General features: G+C 71.2%; 13 protein-coding genes. 7 read left to right on the top strand and 6 right to left on the bottom strand.

Going from position 1 to position 17,994, the window contains the following annotated elements:
* Positions 1-42: 42 nt before the first annotated feature.
* The 5 genes from EU555_RS29575 to EU555_RS29555 all read right to left on the bottom strand — a co-directional run bounded on the left by EU555_RS29575 (position 43) and on the right by EU555_RS29555 (position 7,866).
* On the bottom strand, positions 43-2,361 hold the full coding sequence (locus EU555_RS29575) for a DUF4350 domain-containing protein (RefSeq protein WP_135418920.1): 2,319 nt from the start codon (positions 2,359-2,361) through the stop codon (positions 43-45).
* Positions 2,358-4,859 (bottom strand): motility-associated ABC transporter substrate-binding family protein, encoded by a 2,502-nt coding sequence (locus tag EU555_RS29570; RefSeq protein ID WP_135418919.1) that lies wholly within the window; start codon positions 4,857-4,859, stop codon positions 2,358-2,360. The genes EU555_RS29575 and EU555_RS29570 overlap by 4 nt, the downstream gene beginning before the upstream one ends.
* Entirely contained in the window at positions 4,856-5,680 is an 825-nt protein-coding gene (locus tag EU555_RS29565) for a hypothetical protein (protein ID WP_135418918.1), read from the bottom strand. Before EU555_RS29565 ends, EU555_RS29570 begins: the two co-directional genes overlap by 4 nt.
* Position 5,681: 1 nt before the next feature.
* Entirely contained in the window at positions 5,682-6,731 is a 1,050-nt protein-coding gene (locus tag EU555_RS36700; protein ID WP_205821020.1) for a hypothetical protein, read from the bottom strand.
* A gap of 103 nt (positions 6,732-6,834) precedes the next feature.
* Positions 6,835-7,866 carry a hypothetical protein gene (locus EU555_RS29555; protein WP_135418917.1) on the bottom strand — a complete coding sequence of 344 codons (1,032 nt, stop codon included), beginning with the start codon at positions 7,864-7,866 and terminating at the stop codon, positions 6,835-6,837.
* A 176-nt stretch (positions 7,867-8,042) separates the two neighbouring features.
* On the opposite strand from EU555_RS29555, the gene EU555_RS29550 reads away from it, so the two are divergent.
* The 4 genes from EU555_RS29550 (at position 8,043) to EU555_RS29535 (ending at position 12,342) form a co-directional block, all read left to right on the top strand.
* A complete protein-coding gene (locus tag EU555_RS29550; protein ID WP_135418916.1) occupies positions 8,043-8,402 on the top strand; it encodes a hypothetical protein in 360 nt (119 codons plus the stop codon).
* A gap of 517 nt (positions 8,403-8,919) precedes the next feature.
* The gene (locus EU555_RS29545) at positions 8,920-10,122 is read left to right on the top strand and encodes a CaiB/BaiF CoA transferase family protein (RefSeq protein ID WP_135418915.1); all 1,203 of its coding nucleotides are present in this window, start codon (positions 8,920-8,922) and stop codon (positions 10,120-10,122) included.
* A 35-nt stretch (positions 10,123-10,157) separates the two neighbouring features.
* The gene (locus EU555_RS29540; protein ID WP_135418914.1) at positions 10,158-10,964 is read left to right on the top strand and encodes an enoyl-CoA hydratase; all 807 of its coding nucleotides are present in this window, start codon (positions 10,158-10,160) and stop codon (positions 10,962-10,964) included.
* A gap of 886 nt (positions 10,965-11,850) precedes the next feature.
* Positions 11,851-12,342 (top strand): hypothetical protein, encoded by a 492-nt coding sequence (locus EU555_RS29535; RefSeq protein ID WP_135418913.1) that lies wholly within the window; start codon positions 11,851-11,853, stop codon positions 12,340-12,342.
* 177 nt (positions 12,343-12,519) lie between these two features.
* Here the strand turns inward: EU555_RS29535 and EU555_RS29530 are convergent, their stop codons facing one another.
* Entirely contained in the window at positions 12,520-13,353 is an 834-nt protein-coding gene (locus EU555_RS29530; protein ID WP_245524561.1) for a sugar phosphate isomerase/epimerase family protein, read from the bottom strand.
* A gap of 125 nt (positions 13,354-13,478) precedes the next feature.
* Between EU555_RS29530 and EU555_RS29525 the strand changes: the two genes are divergently transcribed.
* From EU555_RS29525 to EU555_RS29515, 3 genes are read left to right on the top strand one after another with little or no spacing between them, the layout of a single operon-like run.
* Positions 13,479-14,519 (top strand): ABC transporter substrate-binding protein, encoded by a 1,041-nt coding sequence (locus tag EU555_RS29525; protein WP_135418911.1) that lies wholly within the window; start codon positions 13,479-13,481, stop codon positions 14,517-14,519.
* Between the two features lie 13 nt (positions 14,520-14,532).
* Positions 14,533-16,263: an ABC transporter permease gene (locus EU555_RS29520; protein WP_135418910.1), complete on the top strand. Its 1,731-nt coding sequence runs from the start codon at positions 14,533-14,535 to the stop codon at positions 16,261-16,263.
* On the top strand, positions 16,260-17,348 hold the full coding sequence (locus tag EU555_RS29515) for an ABC transporter ATP-binding protein (RefSeq protein ID WP_135418909.1): 1,089 nt from the start codon (positions 16,260-16,262) through the stop codon (positions 17,346-17,348). Before EU555_RS29520 ends, EU555_RS29515 begins: the two co-directional genes overlap by 4 nt.
* Positions 17,349-17,994: the final 646 nt, after the last annotated feature.

The following is a 17,994-nucleotide window of genomic DNA, read 5'->3' as shown; positions in this document are numbered from 1 at the left end:
CTTCGCTCAGGCGCCCCGGCCGCGCTGCGATCGAGACGGAGGTCATGTCTTGGGGCGCTCCTCGACGATCCGGCGCAGGATGAAGAACAGGGTCTCGTAGGACTGCTTCTGCTCCTCGCCGATGGTCGCGTAGAACCGGTTGCCCAGGGCCGCGCGCGCGAGTCCGGCGGAATCGACCAGCACGCCGACGCGGCCGGCGCCGACCTCCTGCTCGGCGTAGATCGTGCGGCCGTCCGGATCGAGCAGCACCGGGAACCCGCCGCTGGCGGCGAGGACCGGCCGCAGGGTCCGGCGCTTGGGCGCGCCGGCCACGGGGACGACCTCCTCGACGTCGAGCGGGATCGTCTCGGTCCCGACGGAGAGGCCGAAGGGCTGCAGGATCTCGTTCGTCGCCTGGCCCGGCTCGATCAGCCCGTCCACCACCAGCAATCCGCCGCCGGCCGAGACGAAGCGGAGCAGCTGATCGCGCTCCGGGACCGTCAGGGCGCGCCGCGGATGCAGCAGCACCAGGGCGGCGCTGCCGCGCATCGCCTCGCGCAGGTCGGTGCCGAGGACCGGGACGTAGGCGAGGCGCTGGATCGCCACGACGAAGGAGTCGAACCCGGTCAGGTCGTAGCGCGGATCGGTGTAGAGGCCTTCGGGATACTGGCCGCCCGAGACGGCCCGGTCGATCGCCACCGTCCGCACGGCACCGTGGGGCGGGGGGATCGCCAGCCCGCCATTGACCGCGGACACGGCGAGAGACGCGCCCAGCACGCCGAGGCCGAGGGCCGCCGCCTCGACGGACACCCACCGCGACGGCGGGGCCGGGGCGTTCAGGAGCAGCACGACGCAGAACACGAGGCCGGTCCCGGCCAGCAGGGGCAGGGAGCGCCACCCGGTGGCGGTGCGGTTCAGGAAGGCCAGGGTCGCCAGCACCATGTCCGGCCGACCCGGGAAGTAGACGGAGAAGTTGGAGAACGGCGTGCTGTCGGCCACCGCAGCCACCCGCCCGCGGCCGTGGCCGAGCGTCGCCAGTTGCGGGAAGAAGCCGTAATCGTCGGAGGCGTCGAGCTGGATATTTCCGAAGAAGCCCGGATTGCTGAAATCCGCCCGGTCGGTGCCCAGCGCGTAGCCCCGCACGGGGATCCGGGCGGACAGGGGCACCGCGAGGGTGCAGGAGGTCTCGAACTGGAACGCGCCGGTCCGGGCGGCGACCGGGTGGGGGAGCCAGCGCGGCGCGCGCCAGCCGGAGGTGCCCTCCGTGGCGAGATCGTAGGTGTCGTCGTTGCGGAACCCGATGCCGAAGCGGCGCGACAGCTCGTTCATGTAGGTGGACATGCCGAACAGGTCGGTGTGGTCGCCGATCAGGAACAGGCCGCCGCCGCCGGCCACCCACGCCTCGATCGCCGCCACCTCGTCCGGCTCGAACCGCGCGGTCGGCGTCTTGACGATCAGCACGTCGGCGCCCGCCAGCGCCTTCGCGGTCAGCGGACCCCGCGACCAGCGCTCGACCCGGAAGTGGCGGCCGATCAGCCCGAACAGGTCGCTGTACGAGTAGGCGGTGCGCCGCGAGAAGTCGCGCGTGTCGAAGGGCAGCGTCGTCGGCTCCCAGATGCCGTGGCTGTCGTCGATCAGGACGCGGCCGGCCTTGGCGGTCCCGGGATCCTCCCAGCCCAGGCCGACGACCCAGAAGGCGCCGAGCGCGCAGGCCGCGACCGGCCGCAGGAGCGACGGGCGGGCGGGCGGCGGGCCGGGCTCGGACAAGGCCAGGCGCGGCGCCGCGAGGGCGAAGGGCAGCCACGTCAGCAGCGTCCAGGCCGGGCTGGTCTCGAGGCCGTGGAGCGGCAGCTCCGGACGGGCCGCGCCGACGACCACCGCCCGGACCGCGGCGTAGGCCAGGAGGCTCGCCAGCCAGAGCGCGAGCGTGCGGCCGCGCCGGCGCAGGGGCAGCAGCAGGGCCGCGCCGAGCATCGAGGCCCCGAGCGTCAGGACCACGAAGCCGGAGAGCCGGGCGGTGCCCGGGAACCATTCCAGCACCTGGTTGCTCGCGTGGATCACGACGCGGCCATCGACCGCGCTCGCCGGCACGCCGAGCGCCCCGAGGGCGGCCGCCAGGGCGGGCGCGGCGCCGGGCACCGCCTTCACGACGGCCATCAGCCACGCCGCGGTCTCCGCGCCCAGTGCCGAGACCGCGAGCAGCCCGAGCATCAGCCCGGCGCGCGCCGGCCAGCCCGGCACCGCCGTCCCGGCCGCTGCCGCCCCGGCGAGAACGAGGGCGCCGCCGGCCGGCGCCGCCGCGGGCGTCACCTCGCCGAGCGCCATCTGCCAGCCGCAGGCGAGCACCACCAGTCCGAGGGCGAAGCGGCGCGACCGGATCATCTGAGCTCGTCCCGCAGGAGGGCGTCCACGAAGGCGACGTTCGTCGCGTTGAACTGCGATTCGCCCTCGAACTTGTCGTCGGCCAGGAAGCGCGCATCGCCCAGCGCGATGCAGCGGCCCTCGCCGACCCGGGTCTCGGCCACCAGCGCATGGCCGTTCCAGCTCAGGTCGGTCCGCATCGTGCGGCCGGGCAGGGCGACCACCGGCCAGGCATCGACCATCTCGACCGATCTGTCGCCCCAGGCCCCCCGCGCCGGGCCGAGGGCGGGACCGCGCAGGGCCAGCCCGCACAGCGACAGCACGCGGTTGGCCGCCTGCGGGTCGGAGCGCCCGTCGGCGACCAGCACCGTGCCGCCGCGCTTGAGCAGCGCCTCGACGGCCCCCAGCCTTGCGTCGTCCAGGATCGCGGTCGGGGCGACGAAGGCGATCAGCCCCGCCTGCGGCACCAACCGGTCCTGGTTGCGCCGCGAGGCGACCGGCAGGTAGCCGGCGCGGAAGACCGCCGTGTAGAGGCCGCCATACGATCCGGCCTCGAACAGCTGCGCGGGAAAGCGCGGGGAGGCCGTCAGGTCGACCACCGCGAGGCCCGAGGCCGGACCGAGCGGGGCGCTCGCCGGCACCGGCCACAGCAGGGCCCCGAGCCAGCCCGCCAGTGCCGCGCCGGCGGCGACCGGCAGCGGCATCGCCGGACCTGCCGCCCACAGGGCCGCGAGACCCGCCAGGGCGAGCCCGAGCCCGAGGATCGGCCGCCAGGCGGCCTCCTCCCCGCCGCCGGAGGGCTGCGCGAGCCAGCGCAGGACCCGCTCGACGAAGTCGGCCGCCATCGGCACGCCGAGCACCTGGAAGCTCGACGTGTCGCCGAACACCACCACCCGTCCGAGGCCGTGGCGCGCCGCCGCCGCGACGGGCACGTCGCCGAGCCGCTCGCCGACCTGATAGTGGTAGTCGCCGAGGCCCGCGCCGTAGCCGGTGTTGGTCAGGTTGCCCTGGTCGCCGAACGCGTAGCGCCCGACGAGGAACGGGACGGCGCCGCCGCCGGAGAGGTCCAGGGACGCGCCGGTGCCGATCTGGATCTCGACCTGGTCGCCGACGCCGCGGGTGACGGCGTGCGGACGGATGTCGAGGGCGTACTGCCAGTGCCGGCGCAGCGGGTAGGCGGAATCGTAGGCGATCCGCACGCCGACCGGTGCCAGCAGCCGGTTGATCGGCTGCATCACGCCCCAGATGTCGGTGTGGTCGCCGAGGACGAGCAGGCCCCCGCCGCGCTCGACGAACCGCCACACCGCCTCGTGGGCGGCCGGGGCGAAGGCGGTGCGCGGCATGATCACCACCAGCGCGTCGATCCCCTCGAGGACCTCCCCCGACCGGATCTGCGCCTCGGTGACCCTCTCGCGGCGATAGCCGGCGAGGCCCAGCAGGTCCCAGAGGCCGCCGTACATCCCGGCCTGGATCAGGCCGTAGCGCCCCGGCACCGGCCGGCTCAGATCGAGGTCCGCATCGTAGAACGCCACCGTCCGGCCGGGGCGGAAGTCGGGAGCCGGCGTGACCAAGAGGAGCGCCACGCCCGCCGCGAGCAGCCCGGCGCCCGCCGCGGCGCGGCCGATCCGCGCCGCGCGGGCCGGCGGGCTCCGCGACGGTGCCGACAGCCCGGTCACGGCCGCCGACACTGCGACGACTGCCAGGAGGGCGAGGTTCACGAGCCCGATGAGGGCCCCGGGCGCCAGCCGCTCGGGCTGGTCGGTGTCGCCGAGGTGCTGGGGCGGCGGGTTGAGCGCCGCCTGCGCCAGCCAGGCGAGCCCGCGCTCCAGGGGCATCTGGCAGGCGGCGCAGAGAAGCGTGGCGGCGGCGATCGCCGCGACGTGCAGCAGCGCCGCCCGCGGCCGCGCCCGGACGGCCCGCAGGCCGAGCCAGAGGCCGAGGAGCAGCGGCCAGAGCCCCGCGGCCACGGGCCCGAGATGCACCGGCCTGTCGGCGAGCCATCCGGCGCCGGCCGAGATCCACCCCGCGGCGGCGTCGAGGGCGTGCCAGGCCGGGACCGAGACCTTGCCGGCCAGATAGATCAGGCTGCCGAAGGCGACCATGCCGGCGGCGGCGGCGAACCGGGGCCGCCGCGCGGCGTCGGGCAGATGCGCCAGCACGGCCAGGGCCGCGACGGTCCCGAACAGACGGGCGGCCTGCCCGGCATCGCCCGCGAGCGGCGTCAGGACGAGGGGCAGGACCGGCGCGAGGCGCGCGCCCCAGACGACGCCGGATCCCGGCAGGCGCCAGGCCGGGGCGACGAGGGCGGCCAGGACGAGGACCGTCGCGCACAGGGCGAGGGCCGGGTTGACCGGCCCCAGGAGATCGGCCGAGACCAGGAAGGCGGTCCCGGCGCCGAACAGCAGGGCCGCGCCCGCGAGCGCGGCTCGCATCCGGGCGATCCGGTCCCGGACCGCGGCCCCGGGTCCCGCGGGCAGAGCCTCGACCCCGCGCTCGTCCGGCCTGACGGCGACGTTCATGGCGCCATCCCGAGGGCGGCGCGGCCCTCCTCGGCGACGAGGGGCGTGGCGTCCTCGGCGTCCGGCGCGAGGGTCAGCGCGAAGGCGTCGTCGGCGATCGGCACGTAGAGCCGGTAGGCGACGTCGATCACCGTCGCGTAGTAGTAGTGCTCCCCCTCGCGGCCCCCCCGGTAGCTGCCCTCGTAGGCGGCGCGGACGATCAGCATCGAGGCCGGATCGACGGTGAGCGTGACGAAGGCGCGGCTGCGCCCGGTGAAGGCCACCGCCGCCTGGGAGCGGAGCACCCGGACGATCCGGCCCTCGTGCACGCGCTCCTCGACGCTGAACGGGGTCTGGAGATACTGCGCGGCGAGCTCCGGCTCGGACATCGGGTCGCGGAACTGCGCCGACAGCCCCTCCGGCAGGCGGGACAGGTCGACCCGGAACTCGCGGTCGGCGATGCCGCTCCCGGGCGGCTGGGCGTAGCGGGCCCGCAGGACGTCCCCGTCGGTCACCCAGACGAGATGGCCGGCGGGCGACGACGTGTCGGGCGAAAACGGCGCCTCGGCCCGCTCCACGAGGGTGCTGTCCATGTCGAAGCGCGCGGCGCGGTCGCGCTGGAGCGCGATCGCCGTGCCGCGCACCGTGCGGTCCGGCCTGTCGTAGGCGGAGACCGTCGCGCTGATCCGCAGGATCGCCTGCCGGGGGATCGGGCGCAGGGCCTCGTACTTCCGGTTCACCTGCCGCATCAGGTCGTGGGCAGCCGCGGAGGGATCGGCCTCCTGTGCCGCGGCGGTGCCGATCCCCAGGGCCGCCGCCACGGCCATGCCGGTCCGGCGCATCTCAGAGCCCCGGGAGCGGAAGCGCGGCCTGCCGGCCGACCGGCTGCGGCCCGGCGGGGACGGCCTTGCCGGGGCTGCGCGCGGTGGTGCCGTCGGTGCCGGCCCGGGTGACCCACCCGGTGCGGTCGGTCAGCTCCAGGACGTAGGTGCCGGTCGCGCCCTGCCCGGCGATCTCGACGGCGTTGACGTGACCGGAGGCGGCGCGGCCCTCGGCGACCAGCCGCTCGCCGGATTCCGCATCGGCCCGCCACAGGAGCCGGAAGCGGTCGACCTCGGCGCCGGTGCTGATCCAGGACACCCGGGTTCCGCCCTTGCCCGGCTCCACGGCGAGCCCGGCGTTCTGCGCCGCCGCCGGGCCGGCCGCCGCGCCGCCGAACGGGCAGGAGGCGCTGGCCACCGGCGCGCTGCCGTAGACGCCGTTCGCCGCGAAGCCGTTGCCGTCGAGGCTGCCGTTGCAGCGGCCGCAGGCCGAGCCGACGCAGCCGCTCTGCGAGCAGGCCGAGCCGACGCAGCCGCTCTGGGCGCAGGCCGAGCCGATGCAGCCGCTCAGGCCGCAGGCCGAGCCGCCGCAGGCGGACCCGCCGCAGACGCTGCCGACGCAGCCGCTGCCGCCGCAGGAACTGCCGACGCAGCCGCTGCCGCCGCAGGCGCTGCCGGCGCAGCCGCTGCCCGCACAGGCACTGCCGACGCAGGCGCTGCCCCCGCAGGCGCTGCCGCCGCAGACGCTGCCGCCGCAACCGCTGCCGCCGCAGGCACTGGCGGCGCAGCCGCTCCCGGCGCAGCCGCTCGCGGCGCAGGCGCTGGCGGCGCAGCCGCTGGCGGCGCAGGCGCTGATCAGGCCGCTGGGAAACAGGAAGGCCTGCCGATCCCCGACGCGCTGGAGGTCGGGCTGGGCCGGGGCGACCGTGGCGCCGTCGAACTGCGCCTGCATCTCCACCAGGCGCTGGTTGAACAGCGGAGAGATGGCCTCGTCCGATGCTCTGTCACCGCCGACGCCGGCCTGGCTCATCGCGATGAACGACCAGATCGCCGCAACGACGATCGCGGACACTGCGAGAGATCTCGTAAGGTAATGCAAGACTGATCCTCCCACTTCGAGCAGGCTTACGCCGCACGGACGCGGCGTCATCGCGGTTCGGCGTTCGAATCCTCCGCTAGCGCAGGAGGAAGTCCCGGTTGCTCTTGATCGTCGACATCGGGTCGATCACCCGGGTCGTCGGTGCGGTCGTCTGCGCCCCGGCGGCGTCCGGCGGTGGCTGGGCGCCCGGCGCGGCCGCCATCGGAGCCGCCGCCCGTGGGGCCACGGTCGCGGGTCGGGCCGCATTCGGCGGCACCGGCGCGAGGACGAAGAAGCCCGGCGGGATCAGGACGTCGAACGCATAGGAGAAGTCCGACATGAAATCGACGAAGGCCGGCGTCTTGGATCCGCCCGTATCCGCTCCCGTGACGGCGAAGGCGGCATCCATGCGGATGACGAGCATCGATGTGGGGCTGATCCAGAACGTCAGCTGCGCGCTCATTCCCGGCGCCAGCTCGATCGGGTCCCGCGTCGCGAGCACGAAGACCGGAACCCCGGCCAGAGCCTCGATGCGCACCCTGGCTCCGGCCTCCGCCAACCGCTCGAAGGTGCGCAGGGTCGCCAGGGGATCGAGGAGCAACGCCTTGAGCTGCGGGTCCTGGTCGAGCTGGGCGGCCGTCAGGTTCATGGTGAAGGGCGGGGCCGTGCCGGTCGCCTCGGGCAGGAACCGGAACTGGATCCCCTCCGGCGTGCGCAGCCATTCGAACGAGCTGGCGACGGCGCCGACGAGCCGATCGGTGGCCCCCGCCTCGCTCGACCGCGCCATCGCCGAATTCGTCATGACCGTCTTCGCGTATGGCCCGAGCTGGTAGGTCACCAGGGTGCCGGTGGTCGCGACGTCCTCCTGGCCCACGGCACGGGTCCTGGCCTGGAAATTCTGGGTCAGCCGGGTGGGGATGCGGTTCAGCTCGGCGTAGCGTCGCCGCAGGTCGGCGGCGAGCTGGCGGGCGTCCGGCGGCTGGGCAGCCGGGGCCTGGACGGCCTGGGATGGATCGGCAGGCGGGCGGGAGACCGGCGGTGGCGGTACCTGCGCCGAGCCGGGCGCAACCCCGAGAGAGAGGGTGAACGCGCTGGCCGCCCCCAGCAGGCCTCGCAGGAAAGATGACATGCCCCCTCCGCGCATCGACGGCGCCATATGAAATACGGCGCTTGCAGGATCTCCTCTATGTTGCCAACAAAACGACACGTCAAATAAAATATATGTCCATTATATGACTCTGACAATAAGTTTTATATATGAAAATAATATTTCCAAAATGCGCGATGAGTGCTGATTCAAAGGACATGTCATGGGACGATCGCATCGTCTGCATCGCTCTGTCACGAGAGAGCGGTGGATCGTGGTCCGAAATCGCGATCGCGACGAACGAGGACGGGATGCACGACGGACATGATCAAGGAAGGAAACCAGAGTTTCATTTCGATTCGCATTCGGCCGACACGCGCAGGACCCCGCACGGACACGACCGCGATCCCGGCATCCGGACCGGCTACGCGCCGGTGCCGACCGGCCGGCGGCGGGGCCGGCAGCAGAACCCGGTGGCCTGGCGCCAGAGCGCCAATCGCCGTCGCGCGACGGGTATGGCGCGAGGCGAGGCGGACCGGCACACCATCGTTCACGAATGCTTTACAGCTTTACGTTAGGTCAAACGACGCGCAGTGCACGCTTCGGGAGCATTCGATGTTAAGCAGACGCCCCAGTCTGGTCAGCAAAAAGTCCATCATCATACTTGAAAACGGGCAAAATATACAAGTTTCCTTCGAGACGATCACGGCATCGGGTGCGATCATCTTGACAGAATCGCCGTACGATATACCGGATAAGTTCACAATGGAGATTTTCCGCCAAATCAAGCATTGCAATATTGTTTGGAGAATGACGGGCAAGGTCGGCGTAAGATTCGATTGATGGCGCTTCGGTCGGCGGTGGCGGAGCATGCCGGCAATGTCCGATGTCTGATCCCCGGGTTTGAGGGTGCGGGCGTCTCGCGCGAGACGCCTGATGGTCCAGGTTCGCTGCAGCGATGCGGGATCGCGCGGGGGCGTCGGTGAGGAGGGACGGTCCGGGAGCCGGATCGCTCCGGGAGGCGCCCGGGCACCACCCTTGCGTTCGCGGCGCTTCGTCGCCGATGATGCCGGCCAGACACGGCAGAAGACCGCGATGCAGGAAACGCTCCCTCAGACCGATGCCACCTCTCACCGCCTTCCCCTCTCAGGACTGACGGTCCTCGACCTGACCCGCGTGCGGGCAGGGCCGACGGCCGTGCGCCAGCTCGCCGACTGGGGCGCGGACGTCGTCAAGATCGAGATGCCGGACGCCGAGGCGCTCGGCGGCCCCCGCGACGGGCCGGACTTCCAGAATCTCCACCGCAACAAGCGCTCGCTGACGCTCGACCTCAAGCAGCCGGCGGGCCTCGCCGCCTTCCGGCGCCTGGTGGCCAAGGCGGACGTGGTGGTGGAGAATTACCGCCCCGACGTGAAGACGCGGCTCGGCATCGACTATCCCGCCCTGAAGGCCGTCAATCCGCGGATCGTCTACGCGTCGATCTCCGGCTTCGGGCAGGACGGCCCCTACCGCGACCGGCCGGGCTTCGACCAGATCGCCCAGGGGATGGGCGGGCTGATGTCCATCACCGGCCTCCCGGGCCAGGGCCCGGTGCGGGTCGGGATCCCGATCGCCGACCTCTGCGCCGGCCTCTTCGCAGCGCAGGGGATCCTTCTCGCGCTCCTGGAGCGCGAGCGATCCGGCGAGGGGCAGGCGGTCGAGACCTCGCTGCTCCAGGCCCAGATCTTCATGCTCGACTTCCAGGCCGCGCGCTGGCTCATGAAGGGCGAGGTCGCCGGCCAGGCGGGGAACAACCACCCGACCTCGATCCCGACCGGCGTCTTCCGGACCCGGGACGGCTACATCAACATCGCGACGACGGGCGAGCGGATCTGGCAGCGCATGGCGCGGGCGATCGGGGCCGGGCACCTCCTGGACGATCCGCGCTACGTCACCGGTGCGGCGCGCTCGGACAACCGCGACGCCCTCGGCCGGGACATCGATGCCGCCCTCGCGGGCGCGGATTCCGCCGCCTGGATCGACCGCCTGAACGCCGCGGGGGTGCCCTGCGGGGCGATCAACACGATCGATGCGGTCTTCGCCGACCCGCAGGTGGAGCATCTCGGCGTGACGGCGCAGATCGCGTCGCCGCGTCTCGGCCTCCTGACGATGCTGGCCCAGCCGGTGCGGCTGTCGCGCACGCCGTCGGCGGTGACGCGTCACCCGCCGGAAGCGGGCGAGCACAGCGACGAGATCCTGGCGGCGTTCGGCTTCCTGCCGGACGAGGTCGCCGCGCTGCGGCGCGACGGCGTTGTATGACGCGAACCCGGCCCGGTGACGGAAGGACGACCATCATGACCACGCACACGCGGCACGCGGACGGCAAGATCCTCGCCGAGAAGGCCGGCCCGGTCGGGCGCCTGATCTTCAACAACCCGGAGAAGCGGAACGCCGTCAGCTACGAGATGTGGGAGGCCGCGGCGGCGGTCCTGCAGGACTTTGCGGCGGATCCGGCCGTGCGGGTGGTCGTGGTGACGGGGGCCGGCGGCAAGGCCTTCGTGTCGGGCGCCGACATCTCGAAATTCGAGAACGAGCGCGCCGAGATGGAGGAGGTCCGCCGCTACGGCACCATGACGGAGCAGGTCTATGCCGGCCTGCACGCTTTTCCCAAGCCCACCATCGCGGCGATCCGCGGCTTCTGCATCGGGGGCGGGCTCGGGCTCGCCGTCGCGTGCGACATCCGGCTCTGCACCACCGCCTCGCGGTTCGCGCTGCCGGCGGCCCGGCTCGGCCTCGGCTACGGATTCGCGCCCCTGCGCCGCCTCGCCGACGTGGTCGGCCTGCCCTCCGCCAAGGAGATCGTCTTCACCGGCCGGCAATTCTCGGCCGAGGAGGCGCGCGCCATGGGCCTCGCCCATCGCGCCGTGCCGGACGAGGATCTCGACGGGCTCGTCGAGGAGTACGTCGCGCAGATCGGCGCCAACGCCCCCCTGACGGTGGGCGCCGCGAAGTACATCCTGGGCGAGGTCGCCAAGGACGAGGCCGCCCGCGACCTCGACGAGGCGAAGCGGCGGGTCGAGGCCTGCTTCTCGAGCGAGGATTACCGCGAGGGCCGCCGCGCCTTCATGGAGAAGCGGGCGCCGCGCTTCACGGGGCGGTGACGGGGCGCGAGCCGACCCGCCCCTCAGCATCATTCCGCCGGTCGCGACCGACCGGTGCCGAAGCGGTGACCGGTTCGGCGGCGAAAACGATGCAAGACCGAGCATCCGAGCAGCGTTGCGCCATGCGACTCTGCTCGGGTGACACGTGACGCCGGCTCCGGAATCTGAACGCAATCCGCTCGCCCGTGTCGAGAGGGCCGCTCGACATCCGAAGACGGCCGTCCCGCGCCAGCGCTGGTCCACCTGGGACCCACGCTGATTCCCGTCGGCAGCGTATGACATCGGGAATCCTCGACACGCGGGCGGCCCATCCCGCTCTCACCAGGGGCCCGACCTTCGCGGGTCCGGATCTCGCTCGCGCGCCGGTTTCGCTCGGCAGCGGAGGGATGAAGACTTTTAGTTGCGGTGCGATCCACGAAGGCCCGTCTCGATTGCGTAGCTGATAAAAAAAGACTGTTGTGCCAGCCCAATTCCCGAAGGGCATATGCCAAAAGACATAATCACATATCTTGTGCGTTGACAGGAACACCTGCCCAAACTACGGCGGTTACAAGCGTTGCCGTAACGTGTCCTGACCGGATGCAGCATTCATCACGCCGGGAGCAGGGCTCATGAAGTCTCCCTGTGCCATCGCGCCCGCATGCGCCGGCATACCTGAATGGATAATCGTTGCCGATATGGCGAACCGCGCTTCGTTCGCCCTGACTCTCAACCGTGTCGAGGCGTTCAAGACTCTCGGACCGCTGTGCGTCCGCGCCAACGACAAGACTTATAGCTGGAAATTGTAGAACACGGGTGCCGCGATCGGCGCGATCGACGAGTGCCGCGCGAAATCCCCGAAACCATAATCATCATCCGGCGAAATTCTGCTGAAAGGATGTTATTGATGAACATGAAAGCTAAAGTCTTGGGCGTCTCGATCATCCTTGCCTGGATCGATCCGGCGGCCGCGCAGACGAGTGGCTTCGGACCGGGCTTCGATAACTGGAATTTCACGGCAACGAAGGAGCGCAATGGCGTCACCAACTGCCGCGCGACCCGCAAGGTCGGCGGACGCGACGACATCATCGCGCTCAAGACGGACCGGACCGACTACGTGAGCGTCCGCGCCGAAGGACGCACCGGCAAGTGGCGGGATTCCTTCATCGTCCCGTTCCGCGAACCGAAGAACGGCCAGCAAATGCCCGGCACCATCGAGGCCAACGGGCAGCGCATGTGGATGCCCGTCGATCGCAACTTCATCGAGACCCTGATGAAGCGCGGCGGATACGAGATGTATCTCGGCGGCAGCGAGGACAGGGACAGCGCACCACTCGGCGGCCAGGCAGCAAAGGCCTTCATCCGCCTCAAGGAGTGCATCGTGGCGAACGGGGGCTGAGCGGGTTGCGGATCGTCACGGCCGTCGCTCTTCCGACGGCCGTGACGATGGCGAAGGCGCATCTCGTGCGCCGCAAGGGCGTCGCCTGCCGTCGCGCCGACGTCGACGGTGCCCTGACCGGGGACCGGCTGCCGCCGTCCGGGTCGTGCCGCGCGTGGCCATGCCGTCGTCGCGCCGTCACCCGGCCGGCCCGCCCGCCTCCTGCGCGCACCGCACGAGGTGGCCGCGCGCCCGCTCCATGTCGTCGAGCGACCCGAAGGCGTTCATGTAGTGGCCGGCAAAGCCCGCGCCCTCGAGGCGCCGAAACAGGTCGCCGAAGTCGAAGTCGCCCTCGCCCGGCCGCAGGTGCACCTCGTCCCCGTGACGCCAGCAATCGGCGAGGCGCACCTCCCGGACGCGCGAGAGCGGGATCGCGTCGAGGAACCCGGCGACGCCCTCGGGCATGAGGTGGGCGTGGTTCGCCGTGAAGGCGAGGCCGAAGGCCGGCGAGGGGATCGCCTCGTAGTAGAAGCGCCATTCCTCCACCGTGTGGGCGAGGTAGCGGACCTCGGCCGCCGGGGGCTCCTTGTTGAGGTTCTCGAGGAGCAGCGTCACGCCCGCCCGCTCGGCCCGCTCGGTGGCGCGCTTCAGCCGCTCCAGCCCCGCCCGCATCCGCGCCTCGCGATCGCTCGTGAAGTGATACCCGGCATGGACCACGATCCAGTCCGCGCCGAGGCGCGGCGCCAGGTCGATATAGGCGGCGAGATACGCGTCGGCGGCCTCCGACAGGTAGGGCGAGCGCTCCGCCACGTTCACGGCCGAGAGCGTGTGCAGCCCGAGCCGCAGGTCGTGCGCCTCGATCATGGCCCGGATCGCCGCGACCCGGGCGTCGTCGAGGCGCGGCAGGGCGTTCGGCCCGGTATCGAGCTCGACGTCGAGGAAGCGGACGCCCCGCGCGGCCGCCCAGGGCAGCGCCTCCTCAAGCGGCGTGGCCCGGCCGAGGTCGACCCCGATGCGTGCCTTCAGGTCCACGTGCTCCTCCCCGACACGCATCGTTCTTCAGGGACTTGACACGATGAAAGCTGAAATCTCAAGCTACAGGCACAAAGCGGGGCCCTCGCGCCACCAGCAGAACGATAAGGCTTCGGGAGTGAAACATGACGTGGACGCGTCGCGCGTTCGTCTGGACCGTCCTCGTCGGGGCGGCCGTGCCGGCCGGCCAGCCCGCCCTCGCTGAGAGCGCGGCCGAGAAGGCGCTCTACGACGCGGCCAAGGCCGAGGGCCAGCTCACCTGGTATTCCGGCATCCTCGACCAGCCGATCTGCGACAAGATCGGCCAGGCCTTCACGGCGAAGTACCCGGGCGTGCGGGTGAACGCGATCAAGACCACCTCGCAGGTGGCGTTCCAGCGCCTGATGCAGGACATGAAGGCGGGCGCGGTCCAGTCCGACGTGCTGACGACCACCGACGCCAGCCACATGACCTTCCTGGAGCGCAAGGGCGAGCTGACGCAATACGTGCCGGAGAACGCCAAGGGGCTGGTGCCGGCCCTGCGCGACTTCGGCGCCAGCGGCTACTATCAGGTGAGCTGGGTCGGGCTCGTCGCCCTGGTCTACAACTCCGCCAAGGTCACGCCCGAGAACGCCCCCAAGGACTGGCCGGACCTGGCCGATCCGCGCTGGAAGGACCGCCTCACCTTCGGCAGCCCCAACTTCAGCGGCATGGTCGGGGTCTGGACGGTGGCCATGGAGGACAAGTACGGCTGGGGCTACTTCGAGAAGCTGAACAAGCTGAACCCGCTGATCGGCCGCTCGATCGACGACGCCGTGACGACGCTCAATTCGGGCGAGCGCATCGTCGGGGCCGGCAACCCGGCCACCGCCTTGCGCAACGCCGCCAAGGGCAACCCGATCGCCGTCGCCTATCCGACCTCCGGGACGCTCGGCGTGCTGTCGCCCTCCGGGATCCTCAAGCGGGCCAAGAACCAGAACGCCGCCAAGCTGTTCATGGAGTTCCTCACCGGTCCCGAATACTCGCGCATCCTCGCCGAGCAGTCCGAGCAGCCCCTGCGCCCCGACGTAGCTCCCCCGGCCGGCGCCAAGGCGCTGTCGGACATCAACCTGATCACGAAGCCGGTCGACGAGATCGAGAAGAAGCTGCCTCCGAACAAGGAAAAATGGCGGGAGACCTTCGGCTGAGCCTTAGGGTCGGATGTCCGTTCTCGCCTCCCTGCGGTCCTGGACCGGGGCTCGCCGCGTCCCGCTCCCGATCCTGCGGATCGACCTCGCGGCCCTCGCCTGGATCGGCCTCATCGGCGTCCTGGTCTTCCTGGTGGTCGCGCCGATCGCGCGGCTCCTCCTCGCCAGCGTCCAGTCGCCCGAGACCGGGGACTGGACGCTCGCCAACTACGCCACGGCCTTCGGCCACCTGCGCAACTGGGAGGTGCTCGGCACCTCGCTCCTCTACGCGGGCGGGGTCACCGCCGCTTCGGTCGTCATGGCGGTGCCGATCGCCTGGGCGGTCGCCCGCACCGACATGCCGGCCAAAGGGCTCGTGCGGGCCCTGATCCTCGGCGCCTTCATCACCCCGTCCTATCTCGGGGCGATCGGCTGGATCCTGCTCGCCGGGCCCAATGCCGGCTGGCTCAACCGGGTCTGGATGTCGCTGACCGGCGCCTCCTCCGGCCTGTTCAACGTCTACAGCTTCGCGGGCCTCGTCTTCGTCACCGCGCTCTACGCCTTTCCGTACGTGTTCGTGTTCACGACCGACGCCCTCGATCGGGTCTCGACCGAGATGGAGGAGGCGGCGAGCATCCTCGGCGCCTCGCAACTGCGCACGACGCTGCGGATCACCCTGCCGCTGGTCACGCCCGCGATCCTGGCCGGCGCCATCGTGGTCTTCCTCGACACGGTGGCTTTGTTCGGCACGCCCGCCATCATCGCGCTGCCGGCCCGCATCCGGGTCATGACCCTGCAGCTCTGGCAGTATTTCGAGTACCCGGTGCGCGCCGAGGTGGCGGCGGCCTACAGCCTGCCCCTCGTCGGGATCACGGTGGCCTTGTTCCTCGCCCAGCGGCTGATCCTCGGCCGCAAGGGCTACGTGGCGCTGACCGGCAAGGGCGGCAGCCGGGCGCTCACGCCGCTCGGCCCCTGGCGCTGGGTCGCCCTCGGCTACGCCGTGCTGGTGATCGGGCTCGCGGTGCTGCTGCCCTTCGCGGCGCTCGGCCAGGCGGCGTTCTCGACCGCCTGGGGCAGGGGCTTCTCCCTCGACAACCTGACGCTGCAGAATTTCGTGCGGCTCGCCGCCGACCCGAACGCCCGCGACACGATCGGGCACAGCTTCGGCTATGCGGCGGCCACGGGCTGCCTCGCGGTCCTGCTGGCGCTCGCCGCCGCCTACGTGGTGACCCGCCGGCTGGTGCCGGGCGGCTTCCTGCTCAGCCTCATCTGCATGACACCCCTCGTGATCCCCGGCATCGTGCTGGCGATCGGCTTCTACGCCACCTACTCGACGCCGCCGATCGCCCTCTACGGAACGGCGGCCATCCTGGTCCTCGCCTTCACGACCCGCTTCCTGCCGATCGCCTACGTGAACGCGCTCGCGGGCCTGCGCGCCCTCAATCCCGAGATGGAGGAGGCGGTGCGCATCCTCGGCGGCACCCGGACCCGGGCGGTGACCCGGGTGGTGGTGCCGCTCCTCAAGAAGAGCCTGATCGGCTCCTGGCTCCTGGTGTTCATCCCGGCCGTGCGCGAACTCTCGACCGCCCTGTTCCTGGTCGGGCCGAACACCCGGGTGATCTCCGTGATGATGCTCGACCTGTCGGAGAACGGCAGCTTCGAGACCCTCGCGGCGCTCGGCTTCGTGCTGCTCGCCGCCACCATCGCCATCGTGCTCCTGGGCTACCGGCTCGTGGGCCGCGACTTCATGCTGAGGCGCTCATGACGGTTGCGGCCGTGCCGTCCCACCTCTCCCTCTCGGCCTTGAGCTGCCGCTACGGCGCCTTCACGGCCGTCGATGCCCTCGACCTCGACGTCAAGGGGGGCGAGTTCATCTCGCTGCTCGGCCCCTCGGGCTGCGGCAAGACGACGACGCTTCGCATGATCGCCGGCTTCGTGCGCCCGACGAGCGGCACGATCCGCCTCGACGGGCGCGTGATCTCCTCGTCCGAGGCGGTGCTGCCGCCCGAGCGGCGCGGCATGTCGATGATCTTCCAGAGCTACGCGATCTGGCCCAACATGACGGTGGCCGAGAACGTCGCCTTCGGGCTGAAGCTCCGGCGCCTCAACCGCGAGGAGGTCGCCAGGAAGGTGGCGGCGATCCTCGACACGGTGCGCCTCGGGGCGCTCGCGGACCGCTATCCGGCCGAGCTCTCCGGCGGGCAGCAGCAGCGCGTGGCGCTCGCCCGCGCGATCGTGATCGAGCCGCGGGTGCTGCTCCTCGACGAGCCGCTCTCGAATCTCGACGCCAACCTGCGCGAGGAGATGCGCCACGAGATCCGCCGCCTCCACGACGCCTTCGGATTCACCACCGTCTACGTCACCCACGACCAGGGCGAGGCGATGGTCACGTCCGACCGCATCGCGGTGATGAACCAGGGACGCATCGAGCAGATCGACGCGCCCTACACCCTCTACACGCGCCCGCGCAGCCGCTTCGTGGCCGGCTTCATCGGCCGCACCAACCTCCTGGAGGGCCGGCGGACCGGCGACCGGATCGCCTTCGAGGGGTTCGACCTGCCGGCGGACCTCCTCGAACCCGGTGCGGGCGGGGCCTCCGCGCCGGTCACCTACGCGGTGCGCCCGCAATCCCTCACCCTGTCCCGGGCCGCACCGGATGCGGCGGCGCCGACCGGGATCGAGGTCTCCCTCGCCGAGCGGGCCTTCCTGGGGGAGACCTGGACCTACGTCGTCTCCCTGCCGCGCGGCGCGCGCCTCTCGATCAGCGCCGCCCCGTCCGAGATCTTCGAGGTCGGCGACCGGCTCTGGCTCACGCTCGACCCGCGGCACATGGTGCCGCTGAGCGGTTAGGCCGCAACCCGGTGCACGATCGCGGACCGGGCGAGTCATATGACATCCGATCGATCGCTTCGCGATGCGGATTTCGGCTTCGCTCAGGTGCCGCATGGCCACGATCGATGGCGGGAAGGCACGGCGGAGCCATGGACGAGGGCCGGCTCGGCCGTGCCTCCCCGGGCCTCGACGCGCACGACGGCACGCGGACGGGCCGGCCGACATCCGTCGTCCCGATCTCCGCCGCCGGACCGTCGACGCGAACAACCGGCTGGCGGGCTCCATCGCGGCGACCGCGCGGTTCCCGAGGATGAGGAGGAGCTCCGCGAGCCGTCAGGCCCGTCACGCCGAAGGTCTCGCCGGCCCGATCTCCCGATGGGCCGCCGCCCGGATCGCCTGACCGAAAGCGAGGCGGATGGGTTTGCAGTCCGCCTGGATCCTGAATTGAACCCGAGCGGGCACTCTCCTCGATGTCTTGACATCGGTGTCTCCCGCTTGTGCCGACGCCCCGTTAGGGTTTGATCCATGAAAGACTTGCGTCGACATGATCTTAAGGGCTGTTACCGCGCCCGCGTAAAGTATTGTTTTGCCTTTTCTCATTGTTAACCAGAAATCTTAAGCGGACGGCCAACCTTGTGAGGCATGCTCGATTCGGCGCAGGGCT

The sequence above is a fragment of the Methylobacterium nonmethylotrophicum genome (genome assembly GCF_004745635.1).
In the GTDB taxonomy this organism is placed as follows: Bacteria; Pseudomonadota; Alphaproteobacteria; order Rhizobiales; family Beijerinckiaceae; genus Methylobacterium; species Methylobacterium nonmethylotrophicum.
The sequence above is the reverse complement of the archived record's forward strand: the minus strand, read 5'-3'. Positions and strand labels throughout refer to the sequence as shown.